Source organism: Planomonospora corallina (genome assembly GCF_042650625.1).
Lineage (GTDB): Bacteria > Actinomycetota > Actinomycetes > Streptosporangiales > Streptosporangiaceae > Planomonospora_B > Planomonospora_B corallina.
The window spans coordinates 520,729-536,931 of record NZ_JBHSBM010000017.1; the positions used below are offsets into that span (position 1 = coordinate 520,729).

Below are 16,203 nucleotides of genomic sequence, written 5' to 3' on the forward strand. Positions count from 1 at the left end.
ACCCAGGACCCTCGCAGGGCGGTCCCGCCCCCCATCCGGGCGGCGGCCCCGTCCACCCGGGCGGCGCCTACTCGGTGGTCGCCCGCGCCACCGGCCGCGAGGGCCGCAAGCTCTTCGGCCGGAGCGCGATCTACGAGGTGGACGGCACCCTGGTCGCCACCGCCAAGGCGACCTGGATCACGCGCGCCTGATCCCGATCTCCTGGGCGCGCCCCCGCCGACCGGCCGGCACCGGTCCGCGAGGGCGCGTCCCGTTCCGGGGCCGGCGGCCCCCGGGCGCGCGCCGCCGGGGACCGGCGGAGGTGCTGACGGGGATGACAACTTTCGCCGGGCGAATCGCCTCCGGGAGCGGAGAATCCGCGGCGGTCCGCGGCTATCTTCGGCGGGCATGGCCTCCCCTTCCGCGCCGCCGGACCTCGCCGCCGCCCCCGTGCCGTGGTTCGAGCGCCTGCTCGTCGTGCTCTTCGTCGTCGTGCCCTTCCTCGCCGTGCTGGCCGCCGTCCCCTTCGCCTGGGGATGGGGCGTCGGCTGGCGGGACGTGGCCATCGCCGCGGTGATGTACCTGGTCACCGGGTTCGGCATCACCGTCGGCTACCACCGGCACTTCACCCACCGGTCGTTCGCCGCCAGGACCTGGCTCCGGGTGGCGATGGCGATCGCCGGCGGCATGTCGCTGCAGGGGCCGGTCATCCGCTGGGTGGCCGACCACCGGCGCCACCACAAGTACGCCGACCGCGAGGGCGACCCGCACTCGCCGTGGCGGTTCGGCCCCGGGTTCACCGGGCTCTCCAAAGGGCTCTTCCACGCCCACGTCGGGTGGCTGTTCCGGCCGGAGCGCACCTCCCGGCGTCGGTTCTGCCCCGACCTGCTGGCCGACCCGCCGATCCGGTTCCTCTCGCACAATCTCGCCTACGTCCCGGTCGTGCTGCTCTCCCTCGGCCTGCCCGCCCTCGCCGGAGGCCTGTGGGGCGGGTCCTGGCGGGCGGCGCTGACCGCCTTCTTCTGGGGCGGGCTGGTCAGGATCTTCGCCCAGCACCACGTGACCTGGTCGATCAACTCGATCTGCCACACCTTCGGCAAGGAGGAGTTCACCGTACGGGACCGGTCCCGCAACGTCTGGTGGCTCGCGGTGATCTCGCTGGGCGAGGCCTGGCACAATCTGCACCACGCCGATCCCACCTGCGCCCGGCACGGCGTGCTGCGCGGGCAGGTCGACCCCAGTGCCCGGCTGATCTGGCTGTTCGAACGCCTCGGCTGGGCCTGGGACGTGCGCTGGCCCGACGCCCGGCGCCTGGTCGCCCGGCGGGTGGCGGCGCTCTGACGAGGCGGCGTGGGCGCACCCGGTCCCGGGATGCGAGGATGTGGGGGATCCGCTGTGCTTGTGGCCGGAGACGAGGAAGGGGCGGTGGAGGCCGTGCCCCGCATCCAGACGACCGCCGGGCGGCTGGCCCGGCTCGGCTTCGCCGACGGGACCAGGGCGGAGCGCCTCCTCGACGGCCTGGGGCCCGAGGCCGCCGGCGACCTCGGCCTGCTCGACTCGCTGGTCGCCACCGCCGACCCCGACCTGGCGCTGACCTCGCTCGACCGGCTGGCCGAGCGCGACCCGGGCGTTCTCGCGGAGCTCCGCGGCGACGCCGGCCTGAGGGCCGGGCTGCTCGGCGTCCTCGGCGTCAGCGCCGCGCTGGGGGAGCACGTCGTCCGGCACCCGGAGCACCGGAGGCTGCTGACGGGCGGGCGGGCCGCGGTCCGGCCGCCCGCGGCGGAGCTCCGCGCCGAGCTGCTGCTGGCCGTCGGAGCCGAGCCCGGCGATCCCGAACCGCGCGCCGCCGGCGCGGACGCCGCCGTGCTGTCCGCGCTGCGCGTCGCCTACCGGGGCCGCCTGCTCCACCTGGCCGCGCGGGACCTCACCGGGAAGGCGGGGCTCGCCGAGGTCACCGCCGAGCTCTCCGACCTGGCCGGCGCCGCCCTGGAGGCGGGGCTCGCCGTGGCGCGCGCCGAGCACCCCGAGTGCGACGCCGTACGGCTGGCCGTCATCGGCATGGGCAAGTGCGGCGCCCGCGAGCTCAACTACATCAGCGACGTCGACGTGATCTTCGTGGCCGAGCCCCGGGAGCGGGACGGCGGCACCGCCGACGAGACCGAGGCGGTCCGGCTCGCCACCCGCCTGGCCCAGGCGATGATGCGCGCCTGCTCGGCCACCACCCCGGAGGGCTCGCTCTGGGAGGTGGACGCCGCGCTGCGCCCCGAGGGCAGGGCCGGACCGCTGGTGCGGACCCTCGCCAGCCACCGGGCCTACTACCGGCGCTGGGCCAAGACCTGGGAGTTCCAGGCGCTGCTGAAGGCCCGGCCGGTCGCGGGCGACGCCGAGCTCGGCGGCCGCTACGCCGACATGGTGGACGAGATGGTCTGGCAGGCCGCCGCCCGCGAGGGGTTCGTCGAGGACGTGCAGGCGATGCGCCGCCGGGTGGAGGCCCACGTCCGGGTGGAGGAGGCCGAACGGCAGATCAAGCTGGGGCCCGGGGGACTGCGCGACATCGAGTTCGCCGTCCAGCTCCTCCAGCTGGTGCACGGCCGCTCCGACCCGCTGCTGCGCCGCCGCGCCACGCTGTCCGCGCTCGCGGCCCTGTCCCGCGGCGGCTACGTCGGGCGGGACGACGCCAGGGCGCTCGCCGAGGCCTACACGTTCCTGCGCCGGGTCGAGCACCTGCTCCAGCTCCACCGGCTCCGCCGTACGCACGTGGTGCCCGAGTCCGAGGACGACCTGCGGCGGCTCGGGCGCGCGCTGGGCATGGCCGTCGACCCGGTGGGGGCGTTCACCACCCGGTGGCGGCAGCACGCCAACCAGGCCCGGCGCCTGCACGAGAAGCTCTTCTACCGGCCGCTGCTGGCGGCGGTGGCCCGGCTGCCCGAGTCGGAGGCGCGGCTGTCGACCGCCGCCGCGCACGCGCGGCTGGAGGCGCTCGGCTACACCGACCCCGCCGGGGCGCTGCGCCACCTCACCGCGCTGACCAGCGGCGTCTCCCGCAGGGCGGCGATCCAGCGCACGCTGCTGCCGGTGATGCTCGGCTGGTTCGCCGACACCCCCGACCCCGACGCGGGCCTGCTCGGCTTCCGCCAGGTCTCCGACCGGCTGGGCACCACCCCCTGGTACCTGCGGCTGCTGCGCGACGAGACCGTCGTGGCCGAACGGCTGGCCCGGCTGCTGGGCACCAGCAGATACGCGACCGGCCTGCTGCTGCACGCCCCCGAGGCGGTGGCGATGCTCGCCTCCGACGGCGGGCTGGACCCCCGGCCCGCGACGGCGCTGCTGTCGGAGGCGCGGGCCACCGTCGGCCGCCACCCCGGCGAGGCCGAGACCGCCGTCGCCAGGGTGCGGGGACTGCGCCGCAGGGAGCTGTTCCGCACGGCGGTGGCGGACCTGGACGGGCACATCGGCGTCGAGCAGGTCGGCCAGGCGCTGTCCGCGCTCAACGACGTGACGATCGCCGCGGCGCTGGACGCCGCGGTCGGCAAGGTGGAGACGGAGCGGCGGGGCCCGCTGGGCACCCGGTTCACGGTGATCGCGATGGGCCGTCTCGGCGGGCTCGAGTGCTCCTACGGCAGCGACGCCGACGTGATGTTCGTCCACGACCCGCTGCCCGGCACGGCCGAGAAGGACGCCGCGGACGCCGCGCAGGCGGTGGCGGGCGAGCTGCGCCGGCTGCTGGCCCTGCCCGCCCCCGACCCGCCGCTGCTCATCGACCCCGACCTGCGCCCGGAGGGCAAGGCCGGGCCGCTGGTGCGCACGCTCGCCTCCTACGCCGCCTACTACGGGCGCTGGTCGGCGCCGTGGGAGTCCCAGGCGCTGCTGCGCGCCCGCCACTGCGCCGGGGACGCGGCCCTGGGGGAGGAGTTCCTGGCACTGGCCGACCCGCTCCGCTACCCGGCCGGAGGCGTGCCCGACGCGGCCGTGCTGGAGATCCGCAGGCTGAAGGCGCGCATGGAGGCCGAGCGGCTGCCGCGCGGGGCCGACCCCGCCCTGCACACCAAACTCGGCCGGGGCGGCCTGTCGGACGTGGAGTGGGTGGCCCAGCTCCTCCAGCTCCGCCACGCCGGCGACCTGCCGTCGCTGCGGACCACCCGCACGCTTCAGGCGCTGCGCGCGGCGGTCGCCGAAGGGCTGCTGGCCGCGGAGGACGGGGCGGTGCTCGCCGAGGCGTGGTGCCTCGCCTCCCGCGTCCGCGACGCGATCGTCCTGGTCCGCGGCCGGGCCGCCGACTCCATCCCGGGGGACGTGCGCGAGCGCACGCTGCTGTCCCGGGCGCTCGGCTACCCGCCGGAGGCCAGCGAGGACTTCGTGGACGACTACCGCCGGGCCACCCGGCGGGCCCGGCGGGTCGTGGAGCGCGTCTTCTACGAGACCTGACCCGTCACGGGGGCCGGCGCCGCCGCGAGAACCGGCGATCTCCTTGTGCCCGCCGTACGTGGCGTGTATGAACGGTGCGGGCCGCGCGCCGGACGGCCCGGTCCCCCGCGAACGGCGCGGGCCGCCGCGGGCACCCCGTGCCCGGCGGCCCGGACCCCCACGCTGAAGGCTGCTGGAGATCTGTCGTGATATCGGTCTACGTCGACCTGGCCATCGGGCTGGTGATGGCCTTCCTGCTGCTCTCGCTCCTGGTGAGCGGGATCAACGAGGCATTCGTCCGGCTGCTCGGCATCCGCAGCAAGTTCCTCTGGGCCTACCTGCGCGACACCCTGGACGGCGGCTCCTCCGACGGGACGTCGTGGATCCCGTCCAAGATCGCCGACGTCTTCGCCAAACTGCCCTTCTCCAGGAACGACCCGCGCCCCGTCCACAGCCCCGACCCCGCGCCCGCCGTGGTGACGCCGGTGCCGGTGGACCCGGACGCCGCGGCGGCCGAGCAGGGCGCGCCGCAGGTGGACATGACCGAGCGGCTCTACCGGCGGCTGCAGGAGATCGACCACCCCAAGGGGGCCCGGACCACCATCTCCGACATCCCGCCGGAGCGCTTCTCCGGCGCGGTGATGGAGCTGGTCTCCGCCGAGGAGGGCGGCGTGGACGACCTGCTCGCCAAACTGGAGGCCATCGGCAGCCCGCTGGCCGGTCACCTGAAGGGCGCGTGGGAGAGCGCCCAGCGGGACCTGGGCAAGTTCCGCAAGGGCGTGGAGGACTGGTTCGACGGCGAGATGCGCCGCCTGTCCGGGCTCTACCGCCGCTACGTCAAGTGGGTGCTGTTCGCGCTGGGCACGGCGCTGACCCTGCTGCTCGGCATGGACGCGCTGGAGTACGGCAAGACGCTGCTGCGGGACAACGCCTACCGGGCCGCGGTGGCGGCCATCGCGGGCGGCGGCCAGGAGGCGCTCACCACCCTCCAGGAGACGTGCGCCCCCGCCGACCGGCCCTCGGCGGGGGCCGCCACGGGCACCTCGGCCTCCGCGCCCGCCGACCCGTACGCCTGCGTGACCGAGTCCTTCAGCTCGCCCGCCCTGGTCAAGATCTTCGACCACTCCATCGTGAGCGTCACCCTCCCGCCGGACGGGGGAGAGCCGTCCTTCAACTGGAACGGCGCCGTCTGGTGGGAGCGCCTGACCACCCCCGGCCACTGGCCCGGCTACGCGCTCACCATGGCCGCGCTGCTGTTCGGCGCGCCGTTCTGGTGGGACGTGCTGCGCCGCCTGACCGGCCTGCGCAACCGCGGGTAGGCGGGCCGGGCCGCGCAGGGCGCGTGCTCAGCTCAGGGCGGCGAGGATCCGCTCGACGTGGGGCAGGGGGTCGGCGCCGACCGGGCGGAGCACCACGGTGTCCGCCCCGGCCTCCCGGAGCGACCGGACGACGCCGGCGGCCTCCTCGGCCGTGCCCGCGGCCATCGGCACGTCCTGGGGAGCCACGCCCAGGAACTCCGCCTGCGCCGTCGCGGCGGGCAGCACGGCCGCGCGGACCTCCTCGGGGTCGTCGCCGACGTGCAGGTGGACGAAGACCACCACCTCGTGGTCCTGCCCGGCGCCGCCCGCCGCGACCAGCTCCCGGGCCCGCCGGACCCGCTCGGCGTCGAAGCCCTCGGGCAGGATCGTGCCCTGCGCGACCCGGCCGGACAGCTCCAGCGAGCGGGGCCGCACCACCCCGGCCAGCACGGGCGGCGGCACGGCGGGCGGGTGCACCAGGCTCACCCCGTCGAGCCGTACGGCGCGGCCCTCGGCGGTGACCGTCTCACCGCGCAGGAGCGCCCGGACCGCCGTGACCGTCTCCTCCAGCAGCGCCAGGGGCGAGGGCGGCAGGGCGCCCGCCCGGCGCATCCAGTCCTGCACGCCGTGGCCGATCCCGGCGGCCAGCCGGTGGGGGTGCACGCGGGCGAGGTTGCCCAGCTCCATGGCGAGCAGGACCGGGTTGCGGAGCGGGGCGGGGGTGATCCCGATGCCGACGCGGAGCCGCTCGGTGACGGCCAGCGCGGTGGCCGCCGACGAGATCGCCCCCGTCCAGCCGAGGTCCTCCACCACCCACAGGTCGTCGACGGCGGCGCCGTCCAGGTGGCGGGCGAAGGGGACGAGGGTCTCGGGGGGAAGGTCGCGGTCGAACATCACGCCCAGGCGCATGTCTCTCCTCGCAGGGTGGCGGCTCGCGGACGGTCACGGATGGGACGCGGCCCCGCGGTCCGGACGCGGTCCGGACGCGGTCCGAGCAGTCCGGGCGGGGCGGTCCGTCCCATTCTGCCGGGCCCGCGAGTGCCGTGCGCCGTCCCGTCGAGGAGGTCACCGCCCGGCCCGGGCCTCCCGCCGGCCGGGAGGCCGGGGGTGTTCCGGCCGTCTCAGCAGTCGTCGAGGTCGACGTCGACCTTCTTCTTTTTCTTGGGCTTGGGCTTCCCGTCCGCCGCGAAGCCCTGGGCCTCCTGGGCGGACGCGGCGACCGCCGTACTGGCCGAGGCGGCACAGGCCTCGTCGTCCGCGCTGCAGGCGACGAGCGCGGACAGGGCGAGGACGAGGACGCCGGCGGTGGTGGCGACGGAGCGGAACACGGTGTTCTCCTGGGTGTGCGGTTGTTTGCCCCCTATTGGTACCGGATGCCGCTTGCATCGCACTTAAATGCCACTTGGTCCCTTACGTAGACGATATGTCGTTAGTCTGTGTCGAGGGCGGCCGGGCCCGGTGAAGACCATGGGAAGCCGTACGGCCTGCCGCACGCGCCGTCGCCGGCGCTACGCGGTGAGGCCGGAGTAGAACGCCCGCACGTCCTCGACCAGCAGGTCGGGCGCCTCGAGCGCCAGGTAGGCGCCGCCGCGGTCGAGCTCGGTCCACCGCACGATGTCGGCGTCCCGCTCGGCGAAGCGCCGGATCGTGACGTCGTCCCTGGCCAGCAGCACGCCCGTGGGCACGGTGACCCGCGGCTTGGGCGCGTACGCCGCCGGATCGTGACCCGACTCGTAATAGAGGTTCGCCACCGACCCCGCCGTGGCGGTGAACCACATGACGCTCACGTCGGTCAGCACCCGGTCACGGGAGAAGGCGTCCTCGGGCAGTTCGGTGGAGGAGTCGGTCCACTCCTTGAACTTCTCCACGATCCACGCCAGTTGCGCCACGGGAGAGTCGGTCAGCCCGTAGGCGATGGTCTGCGGCCGGGTCGACATGATCTGGTTGAATCCGAGCCCGTCCTGCATGAAGTGCTGCATCGCGCCCAGCCGCCGCTGCTCGTCCGCGGTGAACCCGCCCGCGTCCGGCGAGGGGAAGGCGACCCAGGCGTTGACGTGCACGCCGGCCAGCCGCTCCGGCACCTGGCGGGCCAGTTCCAGCCCGAGGTTGGCGCCTCCGCCGCCGCCCTGGACGCCGTACCTGCCGTAACCGAGCCTGGACATCAGCTCGGCGAGAGCCGCCGCCGTGCGCGGGACCGTCCAGCCCGGTTCGGTGACGTACCCGGAGAACCCGACCCCCGGGCTGCTGGGGACGACCAGGTGGAAGTCACGCGACAGCGGCTCGAGGACGTCGAGGAAACCGATCACACCGCCCGGGTTGTCGTGCAGGAGCAGCAGCGGCAGGGCCTCGTCGGAGCCCGACCTGATGTGGAGGAAGTGGATGTCCTGCCCGTCGATCTCGGTGACGAACTGCGGATGCTCGTTGTACTCCGCCTCCGCCGCCCGCCAGTCGAAGTCGTTGAGCCAGTAGTCGGCCAGTCCTTTGAGGTAGTCGAGGGGAACGCCGCGGCTCCAGCCCTGCCCCGCGATCTCGCGAGTCCATCTGGTACGGCGGAGCCGCTCGTGGAGGTCGTCGAGGTCGGCCTGGGGAACGTTCACGCTGAATGGCTTCATGCCCATGAGACTAGGGACGCCCCGCGGCGGCGGCATGAGTCATCCCATAGGTAATATCCGGTCCATGCTCCGGGGGCGAAGGCGTGAGTCGGAAACGATCGATGCTCTGCTCCGCGACGCGCGAGCGGGCACCAGCGGCGTCCTCGTCATCCTCGGCGATCCGGGCATCGGCAAGACAGCCCTTCTCCGCCACGCGGCCACCGCGGATCTCCATGTCCTGCGGACGACCGGCATCGAGGCCGAGGCCGAGCTGCCGTTCGCCTCGCTCGAACTGCTGCTCCGGCCGGCGCTCAGCCGTCTCGACCGCATTCCCGAGCGGCAGGCCGCCGCTCTGCGCGGCGCCTTCGGACTCGGCCCGGCGGGTCCGGGAGACCGGTTCCTCATCGGGCTCGCCGTCCTGTCGCTGCTGTCCGAGCTGGCCGAGGACGGGCCGGTGCTGTGCCTGATCGACGACGCGCAGTGGCTCGACCGCGCCTCGGCGGACGCGCTGCTGATCGCGGCCAGGCGGCTGGCCGCCGAAGGAGTGGCGATGCTGTTCGCCGCACGTCCCCCGTTCGAGGCCCCCGGCCTGCCGGTGCTGGGGCTGCCGGGCCTGGACCAGGCCGCCTCGGCCGAGCTGCTCGACTCCGCCGGTCTCCCCCTGACCGCCGAGTCCAGGCAGCGGATCCTCGCCGAGGCCGCCGGCAACGCGCTCGCGCTCCTCGAACTGCCGAAGTCGCGCGGGACCGGCGACGGGCTCTCGCCCACCGCGCGGCCGGAGGGCGACGGGCCCTCGCTCACCGCGCGGCTGGAGGAGGCCTTCGCCCATCAGTCGGACGGGCTGCCCGCGGCCGCCCGCCTCGCACTCCAGGTCGCCGCCGCCGACGGCACCGGCGAGACCGCGGTGGTGCTGGCGGCCGTGCGGGCCCTGGACGGCACGCCGGAGGACCTGGACGAGGTGTGCGCGGCCGGGCTGATCCGGCCGGCCGACGGTTCGCGGCTGGAGTTCCGGCACCCTCTGGTCCGGGCGGCCGTCTGGCAGCGGACACCGCTGGCGCGGCGGCTGGCCGTCCATCATGCGCTCAGCCAGGTCCTGGAGGGCACGGCGGACGCCGACCGGAGCGTCTGGCACCTGGCCGCGGCCACGCTGACGGCGGACGAGGGGGTCGCGGCGCGGCTGGAGTCGGCCGCCGCGCGCGCCCACGACCGCAGCGGTTACGCCGCCGCGGCGGCGGCCTACGAGCGCGCCGCCGCGCTGAGCCCTTCGGCCGGGGACCGGGCGCGCAGGCTCACGCTCGCCGCCGAGGCCACCGAGTTCAGCGGCCGCTTCGACCGGGCCCGGAACCTCGCGGAGGGCGCGGGGGACCCCGGCGCCGAGCTGACCTCCCGGCTGATCCGGGTGCGCGCCTGCTCCGACTACGGCGAGGGGCGCCTCCAGGGGGCGCACGCGATGCTGTCGGCGGGGGTCGATCACCTGACCGGCACCGACCCGCGCTCCGCCGCGTGGCTGCTGCTCGACGCCGCCTCCATGGTCTGGTTCGACGGCGACCGGGACATGGCGTTCCGCACGGCCGAGCAGCTCGACGCGCTCGACGTGCCGCCGGACGGCGACATCCTCCCGGTCCACCGGCTCTGCCGCTGGTTCGTCGCGCTGGCGCTCGGGCGCCCGGCGGACGGCCTGCCCCCGCTCGCCTCCGTCGTGGAGTCCGCGCGCGCCCTGGCCGGGCCCGACCGCCGCGGGCTGCTGCTGATCGGCGGACTCGGCCTGGCCGAGCTCGACGCCCGCACGCACAGGCTGACCCTGGCGGCCACCGCCGCGATCCGGGCCGAGGGCCGGATCGGACTGCTGCCGCAGGCGCTGACCTCCCTCGCTCGGGTCGAGTACGCCCGCGGCCGGTACGCCGAGGCGCACGGCCTCGCCGGCGAGGCCGTGACCATCGCCCGTGACACCGGGCAACCCGCGTGGGCACGCCAGGCCACCGCGCTGCTGGAGGAGCTCGCGGCGGTCCGGGGGGAGCCGCTCGACCCCGCGACCGCGCACCCGGCCGCGCTCGCCCTCCTCGACCTCGGCCAGGGGCGTGCCGAGCAGGCCCTGCTCGGTCTGGAGTCGCTCGTGTACGGCAGGGCCCGCAACCGGACCCCCGCCATGCACCTGGTGCCCGACCTGGTCGAAGCCGCGCTGCGCAGTGGCAGGATCGCCCGCGCGGCCGAGCCCTTCGCGCGGCTGGAGGCCTGGGCCGCGACGCTGGACCAGGGGTGGGCCGACGCCCTCGTCCTACGCTGCCGCGCCCTGCTGTCCACCGCGGACGCCGGAGCGGACCCCCGCACCGGCAGCTCGGGACCGGGTACGGGTTCCCGGGCCTCTTCCCGGGCCTCTGGAGCCGGTCCCGAGGTGTGGTTCCGCGCCGCGCTCGACGCCCACGACCGGCCCTTCGACCGGGCGCGCACCGGACTGCTGTACGGCGAGTGGCTGCGCAGGGCGCGCCGTACCGGCGACGCGCAGCACCATCTGCGGGCCGCGCTGGAGGTCTTCGAGTGGCTCGGCGCCGAGCCCTGGGCCGGCCGGGCGCGGGCGGAGCTGGGCGCGGCAGGCTGGAGCGCGCCGCGCCGCGCCGACGTGGACCGCTTCGTCCGGCTCACCCCGCAGGAGCGGCAGATCGTGCAACTGGCCGCCCAGGGGCTGTCGAACCGGGACATCGCCGCGCACCTGTTCCTGAGCCCGCGGACCGTGGGTCAGCACCTCTACAAGGCCTTCCCGAAGCTGGGCGTCACCGCACGCGGCCAGCTGGCGGAGCTCTCGCTCGACGGGTGAGGCCCTACCCCGTGAGGTCGTCCAGGCCCGCCTGCGGCACGCGAGCGCCGAGACGGCGCCCGACGCCTACGGCCGTCCGCGGCCGGACTCCGACGAGTCGACGCGGGCCGCGATCGACGCCGTGCCCGCCGCCCGGACGGAGACGGGGCGGAACCGGAGGGGCGCCGCGCGATGAACGTGCAGCTCACCGCGCGGCGGCCGGTCAGACGTCGTAGTAGAGCTCGAACTCGTGCGGGTGCGGGCGGAGCCGGATCGGGTCGACCTCGTTCTCCCGCTTGTAGGAGATCCAGGTCTCGATCAGGTCCGGGGTGAAGACGCCGCCCTCCAGCAGGTACTCGTGGTCGGCCTCCAGCGCGGCCAGCACCTCGGGCAGCGAGCCGGGCACCTGCGGGATGTTGCGGGCCTCCTCCGGCGGAAGCTCGTACAGGTCCTTGTCGACCGGCTCGACCGGCTCGATCTTGTTGCGGATGCCGTCGATGCCGGCCATGAGCATGGCGGAGAAGGCGTAGTACGGGTTGCAGGACGGGTCCGGCACCCGGAACTCGATGCGCTTGGCCTTCGGGTTGGAGCCCGTGATCGGGATGCGGATGCAGGCCGAGCGGTTGCGCTGCGAGTAGACCAGGTTGACCGGGGCCTCGTAACCGGGGACCAGGCGGTGGTAGGAGTTCACCGTCGGGTTGGTGAAGGCCAGCAGCGAGGGGGCGTGCTTGAGCAGGCCGCCGATGTAGTAGCGGGCGGTGTCGGACAGGCCCGCGTAGCCGACCTCGTCGTAGAAGAGCGGCGCGCCGTCCTTCCAGAGCGACTGGTGGCAGTGCATGCCCGAGCCGTTGTCACCGAAGATCGGCTTCGGCATGAAGGTGACCGTGTGGCCGAACTCCTGGGCCGTGCTCTTGATGATGTACTTGTACAGCATCAGGTTGTCGGCCGTCTTCAGCAGCGTGCCGAACTTGAAGTCGATCTCGGCCTGGCCGGCGGTGCCCACCTCGTGGTGCTGCATCTCGACCTCGATGCCGCACTCGATGAGCCGGCGGACCATCTCCGAGCGCAGGTCGGTGAAGTGGTCCATCGGCGGCACCGGGAAGTAGCCGCCCTTGAAGCGCGGCTTGTAGCCGAGGTTGCCGCCCTCCTGGGCCTTGCCGGTGTTCCAGGCGCCCTCGATGGAGTCGATGTGGTAGTAGCTCTGGTGGGCGGCGGTCTCGAAGCGCACGTCGTCGAAGATGTAGAACTCCGCCTCGGGCCCGAAGTAGACCGTGTCGGCGATGCCGGTGCCCTTGAGGTACTCCTCGGCCTTGCGGGCCACGTTGCGCGGGTCGCGGCTGTAGGCCTCGCCGGTCAGCGGGTCGTGCACGAAGAAGTTGAGGTTGAGGGTCTTGTGCTGGCGGAAGGGGTCCAGCACCGCCGTCGACGGGTCGGGCAGCAGCAGCATGTCCGACTCGTGGATCGCCTGGAACCCGCGGATCGATGATCCGTCGAACATGAGACCGTCGCTGAAGACGCTCGGCCCGAAGTTCTCCGCGGGGAAGGTGAAGTGGTGCGTCGTCCCAGGCAGGTCGGTGAACCTGACATCGACGAACTGCACCCCTTCGTCCCTGATGAACTTCAGGACGTCGTCGGCGGAGTTGAACACGCGAACCTCCCAAGGGGCACGGGCTGTCGACCCGAAGGTAGGCTTGCGCCGTTACCGCCCCGTGTCTCGATTGTTTCACTCGTGTTAAGGGGGGTCACCCTCACGTTAGCCGTGAGAGTGAGGCGCGTCGCGTGGGTATAAGACGTCTTTTGCGCGGTTTTCACGACCTTTTCGCGCGGCGGCAGCCCTTGACGTCGTCGTGGTCGCGGTCCAGGTCGTACGGGTCGATCGGGGCGGCGGTGGCCTTGGCGACCTCCTCGTCCGGGACCGAGTCCTCGTAGAACGGATGGACGAATCGGTCGTCGACGTCGCACCGGACGCCGGTGACGCCTCCGGCGTTCCACTCGAGGACCCAGAGCACCAGCTCGCCGCCGGTCCGGTAGGCGAGGAGTTCTCCCCGGCCGTGCGCGATGACGCGCGTGGTGGTGTGCGGCTGGCCGGGGCGGTGGACGGCGTAGACGAACAGGTAGTTCACCGTGACGCGGGCGCCGGAGAGGCCGTCCTCCTTGAAGGGGGAGAGCTTCGTCCTCCCGTGCACCTTGATCACGTCGGTGGCGAACACGGCGGTCTCGGGCGCGAAGCTCGTCAGCCAGGACCGCGTGTCGAAGTCCCGGCCCTTCGGCTTCTTCCTGCGGTCCATGTTCTTGAGGAACCACGTGCGCTCTTCGGGGTGGAGCAGCTTGGCGAAGGGCTTGGCGTCGCCCTTGAGCAGGGTGCGCCGGTCGAGGTTGGAGGCCTTGAGCAGGGCATGGGCCCGGTCGAGGGCCTTGGCGACGTCCTGCTTGCCCAGCCCGCCCACCGCCCTGGCGCGCGGCATGACGAGGCCCTTGACGCCGTCGGCGTAGTCCGCGGCCGGGGAGCCGTCGAAGGGAGAGGCGATCACCGGCTCCGTCTCGACCGGCTCGGTCTCCGCGGGGGCCGGGCCGGGGCTCGCCTCGGCGAGGGGGAGGTGCTCGGCCGCCGTGGTGCGTGCCTCGTCCAGCAGGCCCGGCAGGTCCAGCAGGTCCGGCCGGAAGGCGACGAGGGCGCCGGCCCCCGCCACCGTGGCGAGCACCACCGCCGCCGCGACCCACCGCCGGCGGCGCCGCCTGTTCCGGGGCGGCCGCGTCCACTCCTGCCGGGCGGCCTGCGCCATCTTCCGGCGCTCCTCCGCCTCGATCTGGGCGGTGAGCTCCTGGAAGCGCTTGTCGATGTCGTCCATGTCTGACACTGGGGGGTGCTCCGGCGAGAGGTCGCAAAAGGATGATTGGCGACCATAATGGCGGTTTGTGTCGTGTCCGGGAAATCGGCTCGACCGCGTTCGGAGGCGGCCGGGCAGGCGGATACCGTGGGGGCATGAACAGCAGGCAGCAGCCCCGGTGGACCCAGACATGGCTCGGCGGGGTCAGGTCGGCCGGGATCGACCTGGGATACCCCGGAGAGCGGCTGGGCCTCCCGGAGGAGGGCAGCGGGGCGGTGGCCGGGAACGGCCGCCGGATCGCCGCCATCGTGATCGACTGGGTGATCTGCACCTGGGCCATCGCCAAGGGCTTCTTCGGCGTCGACCCCGCCCAGCAGGCATGGGTCCCGCTGGTGGTCTTCGGGGTGACGACCTTCCTGCTGACGGCCACCATGGGCATGACCTTCGGCATGCGCCTGCTCGGCATCCGCGTCGCCACGCTCGACGGCGGCAGCCCGGGCCTCGTGGCCGCCGCGGCGCGCACCGTGCTGCTCTGCCTGGCCGTACCGGCGCTGATCTGGGACCGCGACCAGCGGGGCCTGCACGACCGCGCGGCGAACACGGTCGTCGTCCGGATGTGACGCCCTCCCGGCGCGTCCGCCGGGAGGCCGCTCCTTCAGGATGCGGCGGACGCGTGACGGGCGGACACGACGGCCCGGGCGCCGCCTCCGGGTACGGTCCGGGTACGGCGGACGCGTGCCGGGCGGCCCGGGGCCGTCAGCCCGGCCGGACGCAGGTGAAGATCGCGGTGCCGGGCAGGTGGCGGCCGCGCAGCGGGCTCCAGCCGCCCCAGACCCGGTCGTGCTCTCGCGGCCACTCCGGCTCCGTCAGCGCCGTCAGCACCAGCCCCGCGGCGGCGATGGAGCCGACCCAGTCGCCCAGCGTGCGGTGGTGCTCGACGTAGCTCGGCTCCCCGTCGGGGCCGATCTCCACGTACGGCGTGCGGTCGAAGTAGGAGCGGTCGGCCGTCAGCCCGCGCGGCCCCGGGTCGTCGGGGAAGGCCCAGCGGACCGGGTGGCTGACCGAGAAGACGAAACGGCCGCCGGGGCGCAGCACCCGCCGGACCTCGGAGAGCACGGCCACCGCGTCGGCCACGAACGGCAGCGCGCCGTACGCCGAGCAGGCGAGGTCGAAGGAGGCGCCGGCGAAGGGCAGGGCCCCGGCGTCGGCCTGGACCACCGGGAGCGCCGAGCCGGTCTCCATGTCGATCCGGCGCGAGTGCTGGAGCTGGCGGAAGGACAGGTCGAAGGCGGCCACCCGGGCGCCCTGCCCGGCCAGCCACCGCCCGCACTGGGCCGCTCCCGAGCCGATCTCCAGGACGTCGGCGCCGGTGACGTCGCCCAGCAGGCGCGCGTCGGCCTCGTCGAGGCCCTCCGGGCACCAGACGAAGCCCGCGTCGCGCAGGAACGCGCCGTGCTCCGCCTGATACTCGTCCGCAGCCCCGTCCCACCAGCCGCGGTTGGCCCGCGAGCTGGCGGCGGCGTCCACCGGACGGCGGCCGACCCCTTCCGGGGACATCAGCGCAGCTTCGGGCGGGGCATCTTCGCGCCGCGCGGCAGCGGGCCCTTGGGCATCGGCAGCGTCTGCGGAAGCGCCTTGAGGCGGTTGTTGACCTCGTAGACCGCGGGCTTCTTGAGGTTGCGGGGCAGCTTCATCAGGTGCCGCTGGAGCTTGCCGATCGGGATCTGGCCCTCGCCGTCACCGGACTGGACGTCGTAGACCGGCACGTCGAGCGCGACGCGCTGGACCCGCTTCTTCTCCGCGACGAGCATCTTCTGCACCCGGTTGCCCGGCCCCTCGGAGACCAGGATGATGCCCGGGTAGCCGACCACGCGGTGCACGATGTCCTGGTCGCGGTTGACCGCGACGGCCGGGGTGACCTCCCAGTTGCCGCGCATGCCCTGCAGGACGGCGGCGGCGGCGCCGGGCTGGCCCTGCAGCATGGAGTACTGCGCCTTCTGGGCGAGCTGGCCGAAGACGACCAGGCCGACCGTGAGGGCCAGCATGACTCCGATGATGTAGAGCGGCCACCAGCCCGTGACGATGCCGATCACCACGCACACGACCAGCGTGCCGAGCGCCGAGGCGTAGACGATCGGCATGCCCTTCGGGTTCGCCTGCTTGATGATCTGGGCGATCATGCGGAGCTGCTTGACGCGCCCCGGGGTCTCTGGGACTTCGGGCTTCTTGGCCATGCTCTGCAGGATACAAATCCTGGGGTCAAGAAATGAAAATGTGACCTTCCCGTGCGCCGCCCGGACGGGACTCGGACG

The 16,203-nt window shown here is 74.0% G+C and carries 12 protein-coding genes and 1 pseudogene; 6 read left to right on the forward strand and 7 right to left on the reverse strand.

Features of this window, described 5'->3' with window-relative positions; translation table 11 throughout:
* The 4 genes and pseudogenes from ACFOWE_RS15515 to ACFOWE_RS15530 form a co-directional block, all read left to right on the forward strand.
* A pseudogene (locus tag ACFOWE_RS15515) lies at positions 1 to 191 on the forward strand (hypothetical protein); the annotation flags it as partial.
* A gap of 196 nt (positions 192 to 387) precedes the next feature.
* Positions 388 to 1,320 carry an acyl-CoA desaturase gene (locus tag ACFOWE_RS15520; RefSeq protein ID WP_377288237.1) on the forward strand — a complete coding sequence of 311 codons (933 nt, stop codon included), beginning with the start codon at positions 388 to 390 and terminating at the stop codon, positions 1,318 to 1,320.
* Positions 1,321 to 1,404: 84 nt separating this feature from the next.
* Complete coding sequence (locus ACFOWE_RS15525) at positions 1,405 to 4,404, forward strand: bifunctional [glutamine synthetase] adenylyltransferase/[glutamine synthetase]-adenylyl-L-tyrosine phosphorylase (RefSeq protein WP_449301216.1); 3,000 nt, start codon at positions 1,405 to 1,407, stop codon at positions 4,402 to 4,404.
* Between the two features lie 185 nt (positions 4,405 to 4,589).
* A complete protein-coding gene (locus ACFOWE_RS15530) occupies positions 4,590 to 5,702 on the forward strand; it encodes a hypothetical protein (protein WP_377288239.1) in 1,113 nt (370 codons plus the stop codon).
* A 27-nt stretch (positions 5,703 to 5,729) separates the two neighbouring features.
* Here the strand turns inward: ACFOWE_RS15530 and ACFOWE_RS15535 are convergent, their stop codons facing one another.
* The 3 genes from ACFOWE_RS15535 to ACFOWE_RS15545 form a co-directional block, all read right to left on the reverse strand.
* Entirely contained in the window at positions 5,730 to 6,590 is an 861-nt protein-coding gene (locus ACFOWE_RS15535) for an LLM class flavin-dependent oxidoreductase (protein WP_377288241.1), read from the reverse strand.
* A gap of 212 nt (positions 6,591 to 6,802) precedes the next feature.
* Complete coding sequence (locus ACFOWE_RS15540; protein WP_377288243.1) at positions 6,803 to 7,009, reverse strand: hypothetical protein; 207 nt, start codon at positions 7,007 to 7,009, stop codon at positions 6,803 to 6,805.
* A 180-nt stretch (positions 7,010 to 7,189) separates the two neighbouring features.
* Complete coding sequence (locus tag ACFOWE_RS15545) at positions 7,190 to 8,293, reverse strand: epoxide hydrolase family protein (protein ID WP_377288245.1); 1,104 nt, start codon at positions 8,291 to 8,293, stop codon at positions 7,190 to 7,192.
* Positions 8,294 to 8,357: 64 nt separating this feature from the next.
* On the opposite strand from ACFOWE_RS15545, the gene ACFOWE_RS15550 reads away from it, so the two are divergent.
* Positions 8,358 to 11,084: an AAA family ATPase gene (locus tag ACFOWE_RS15550; RefSeq protein WP_377288247.1), complete on the forward strand. Its 2,727-nt coding sequence runs from the start codon at positions 8,358 to 8,360 to the stop codon at positions 11,082 to 11,084.
* A 202-nt stretch (positions 11,085 to 11,286) separates the two neighbouring features.
* Here ACFOWE_RS15550 and glnA read toward each other — a convergent pair whose 3' ends face one another.
* Together glnA and ACFOWE_RS15560 are read right to left on the reverse strand one after the other, a co-directional pair.
* A complete protein-coding gene (gene glnA, locus ACFOWE_RS15555) occupies positions 11,287 to 12,711 on the reverse strand; it encodes a type I glutamate--ammonia ligase (RefSeq protein ID WP_377288249.1) in 1,425 nt (474 codons plus the stop codon).
* 160 nt (positions 12,712 to 12,871) lie between these two features.
* On the reverse strand, positions 12,872 to 13,912 hold the full coding sequence (locus ACFOWE_RS15560) for a hypothetical protein (protein ID WP_377288251.1): 1,041 nt from the start codon (positions 13,910 to 13,912) through the stop codon (positions 12,872 to 12,874).
* Positions 13,913 to 14,046: 134 nt separating this feature from the next.
* On the opposite strand from ACFOWE_RS15560, the gene ACFOWE_RS15565 reads away from it, so the two are divergent.
* Positions 14,047 to 14,511 carry an RDD family protein gene (locus tag ACFOWE_RS15565; protein ID WP_377288253.1) on the forward strand — a complete coding sequence of 155 codons (465 nt, stop codon included), beginning with the start codon at positions 14,047 to 14,049 and terminating at the stop codon, positions 14,509 to 14,511.
* A 136-nt stretch (positions 14,512 to 14,647) separates the two neighbouring features.
* On the opposite strand, the gene ACFOWE_RS15570 is transcribed toward ACFOWE_RS15565, so the two are convergent.
* Complete coding sequence (locus ACFOWE_RS15570) at positions 14,648 to 15,448, reverse strand: class I SAM-dependent methyltransferase (protein WP_377288254.1); 801 nt, start codon at positions 15,446 to 15,448, stop codon at positions 14,648 to 14,650.
* Positions 15,448 to 16,125, reverse strand: coding sequence for a DUF4191 domain-containing protein (locus ACFOWE_RS15575; RefSeq protein ID WP_377288256.1), 678 nt, complete (start codon positions 16,123 to 16,125; stop codon positions 15,448 to 15,450). Before ACFOWE_RS15575 ends, ACFOWE_RS15570 begins: the two co-directional genes overlap by 1 nt.
* Positions 16,126 to 16,203: the final 78 nt, after the last annotated feature.